Here is a 3,528-nt window from a genome sequence, read left to right as displayed (position 1 = left end):
CGGGGGAGGCGATGCTCGTGTCGCGAAGGTGCCTGTGAAAGCGCTGTTATTCGCGATGCAAGCATCGCTTCCCACAGAAAGATCAGAAATGCCGTGAGCCTTTCAGTTCTTCCTTAGTGGTTGTGATCATGTTCGTCGTCATGATCGTGGTCGTCTTCCTCGTGGTCATGCTGCTCGCCGTCTTCGCTGCTCAGACCTACCCAGGTGAGTTGGCCCGGGGTGAAGGTGAGGTTGAGCGGGGTGGCGAGGGTGCCGGATTCCACGTCGACGACAATGATGGACTGGCTGTCGGCGTGGGACAGGAACACCTGGGCGGGTTCGCCGCCGACGGCCATGGAGACGCGGCTGCCGTGGCCGCTGGCGGGCGGGGCGGCGGTCTCCGGGTCGATGGCGTTTTCCACGTGGGCGTGTTCGCTCCAGTCGGCGGTGTCGACGATGCGCAGGTCGCCGCTGTCATCCAGCAGGATCAGATGCTCGCCGTGGCTGTCCAGGGCATGGCTGTCCAGGCTGACGGCGGCGCCTTCGGTCCAGTCCAGTTCTTCCGCGTCGCCATGGTCCGGGTGGATGATGAGGATGCGATCGCCGGCGTAGGCCACGAACTGGGGCAGTTCGTGGTGGCTGTCGAAGCTGCCGACCCGCTCGCCGGCGGCCAGGCCCAGGGTGGCGTTATCCACGTGCTGGGCGGTGAAAGTTTCACCGTCCTGGTGGACGATCAGGATGCCGTCACTGCAGCCGAATACGGAGTATTCCTCGTTGGAGCCGGCACCGTGCAGGTCCGGGCAATCCAGGCTGATGGTGCCTTCGCCGTGGTAGTGGTCGCCGTGCTGGTGGAGGATGTCCACTTTTTCGGGCAGGCCGCTGGCGGCGGTGCGGCGGGTGGCCAGCACGATTTCCCCACGGGGTTCGGCCACACCGTGGTGGGCGCTGGCGAAGGTATGGTCGGCCTCCATGGTGGCGCTTTCCAGGGAGTGGTCAGTGAGTACTTGCACCTGCGCCATCAGTGCGCTACCGGCGTCGCCGTCGTAGAACAGGGCGGCTTGTTCACCGTGGACCCGGTAGTGGGTTGGACGCGGGCCGGTGAGGGTGCCGACCAGGCCTGGTGCTACTTCATCCACGTGGTCGTCGTGGCGGTAGAGGCCGCCGTCGATGATCTGCACTTGGTTGGCGTTGCGCTGCATGGCCAGCACGAAGCGTTTGCCGGGGCTGGTGTAGAGGGCGCTGGGGGCGTTGTTCAGGGCCAGGCTGCCGGGCAGCAGGGCCTGTTCTTCCAGGTCGTAGGCGTAGAGCTGGTCGCCGGTCCCGTCGCGGGACAGGATAGCCAGACGGCCCGGGTGATCGCCATGTTCTTCGTGGTCATGGGCGTCGTCTCCGCCGCCGCCCAGCGGGGTGCTGCCGGTTTCGTTTTCACAGCCAGCCAGTAGCAGGGCGGCCAGCATCCAGATAAGCAGGGCCGGGCCCCGCTTGGCTGCGTGTTTGAAGCGTTGCATGGTGTTCTCCAATTCGATGTCGCGGCTCCGGCGGAATAATGGCGCCGGAGACCTTCGTTTTACGGAACGAAAAAGGCGTTAAAACTCGATACGGGTACCCACGGTCAGGTTGCGACCCGGTTCCGGCACGGTGCTGGCCAGGAAGGAGGCGTGGTTAAACACTTCCTCACCGAGCAGGTTGTTGCCGCGCACGTAGAAGGTGTAGCGCTGGTCACCGCGCAGCCGGTAGCTGATGGTGACGTTGGCCATGTCATAGGCTGCGGTACGGTCCTCGAAACCGGCGATCTGGTCCTGGGCGAAGCTGCGGTAATACTCCAGCTCGGCATCGAAATGCCCCACGTAGGTGTTGAGCCGGGTACCCAGTCGCTTGGCGGGGATGCGTGGCAGGTAGCCGCCGTCATCGAAGGTGGCGCGCACCATGTCGCCGAATACGGTGATGCCGATGGGGTCGATGCCGTAGTAGCTCACCGAGGCTTCGGCACCGGTGAAGGTGGCGTCGCGCTGGCTGTACTTGATCAGGCGGAAGTCCTCGATCTGGTCCAGGGTGCGGGCGTAGATGTAGTTGTTGATGCGGTTCTCGAATACGCCCAGGTCAAACAGCCAGTCGCCCTGGGTCTTGCGCAGGTTCAGGTTGGCGTTGAGGCTGATTTCGTCGTCCAGGTCCCGCTGGCCGCCCCCGCAGGCGCTGAACAGGCCACACTCGTAGGTGTTGGTGGCCAGGTGGACGCCTTCGGCGTACAGCTCCTGGGCGCTGGGGGCGCGCTCGGAATGGCCCAGGGACAGCACCAGTTCATAGCCTGGCACGAAGGCCCAGTTGGCGGCGGCGGACAGGGAGGTGCTGTCCTGCTTCAGATCCGGTAGCGCTTCACCTGGACGGTCTTCGGGCAGCAGTCGCTGGTGCTCCTGGCGGGCGCCCAGCTCGAAACGCCATTGATCGTTGAGCCGGTACTCTTCCACGGCGAACAGGGCCATGGCGCGGCTTTCGGTTTTCGGCACGAAGGCTTCACCCCCCAGGGAGCTGAAGTCAAAGTCGGTGTACTGCATGCCGACCACACCCCGCCAGTTGCCGATGGGGGCGTGCTCCACTTCCAGCCGGGCGTCGCCGCCGCGGTTGCGAAAGGTGGTGCCGATTTCGCCTTCCTCGATTTCATGGTGGCGGTATTCGGTGTGGTTGCCGCGAAAGCGGATGGCGGTGATGCCGTCCATGGGGTTGCGGTATTCGCCACGGGCATCCACCCGACGGCTGGCCAGGTCCACGAAGGGGGTAACCTCTTCGCCGTGCTCGTGGTCGTGTTCTTCGTCCGGGCAGGCCAGGCTGTTGCCGCTGACACCGCACTCCTCGAACTCATGGTTGTGGCCGGGCAGGCCGTAGTTGTCGCGGCGGTAGCTGTAGGACATGCCGAAGAAACCCTGGTCACCGATCCAGGAGGCGCCGATGCTGCTGTTGTCGCTTTCGGCGAAGGTGCCAGGCACGGTGAGGCGGTCGAAACCGTCCACTTCGTAGTCATCGGCGTCGCGGCGACTGCCTTCTACCCGGAACACCAGATGGTCGGTGGCGGAGAAGGTGATGCCGGCGGCGGTGGCGTTTTCATCGGCCACGGTGTTGGCGCGGGCGCCCACGAAGCCTTCCACGTCCTCACGCGGTCGTTCGGTGGGAATACGGCTGTCCAGCACATTCACTACACCGCCACTGGCGCCACTGCCATAAAGCAGGGTAGACGGGCCACGCAGGACTTCGATCTGGCGGGCCAGCATGGGGTCCACGGTGACGGTGTGGTCCGGGGAGATCCTGGAGGCATCCAGCACTGCGGAGCCGTCGTTGAGCACACCCACGCGCGGGCCGCTCTGGCCACGAATGACCGGGCGGCTGGCGCCGCCACCGAAGGTGTCGCTGTGCACGCCGGGCTGGTTGTTCAGGGTCTCGCCCAGGGTGGCGGTGTTTTTCTGGGTGAGGGTTTGCTGGTCCATCACCGAGTAGGGGGTGCTGGGACTGCCGCTGCCCAGGGGCAGGGCGGACACGTTTACTGCTTCCAGTTCATTG

Annotated in this window: 2 protein-coding genes; both read right to left on the bottom strand. The window is 64.9% G+C overall.

Going from position 1 to position 3,528, the window contains the following annotated elements; all coding sequences use genetic code 11:
* Positions 1-113 precede the first annotated feature (113 nt).
* Entirely contained in the window at positions 114-1,487 is a 1,374-nt protein-coding gene (locus tag HUJ17_RS09500; RefSeq protein WP_290510467.1) for a hypothetical protein, read from the bottom strand.
* A gap of 78 nt (positions 1,488-1,565) precedes the next feature.
* The coding region (locus HUJ17_RS09495; RefSeq protein ID WP_290510466.1) for a TonB-dependent receptor at positions 1,566-3,528 on the bottom strand (1,963 nt) is incomplete at its 5' end.

The organism is Alcanivorax sp., assembly GCF_014762765.1.
In the GTDB taxonomy this organism is placed as follows: domain Bacteria; phylum Pseudomonadota; class Gammaproteobacteria; order Pseudomonadales; family Alcanivoracaceae; genus Alcanivorax.
Note: the sequence above shows the minus strand (reverse complement) of the source record. Positions and strands in the feature narration are given on the sequence as shown.

What these genes read in the sequence shown, in the direction of transcription:
- HUJ17_RS09500 (WP_290510467.1), bottom strand. Translation starts at nt 1,487, where the DNA reads ATGCAACGCTTCAAACACGCAGCCAAGCGGGGCCCGGCCCTGCTTATC.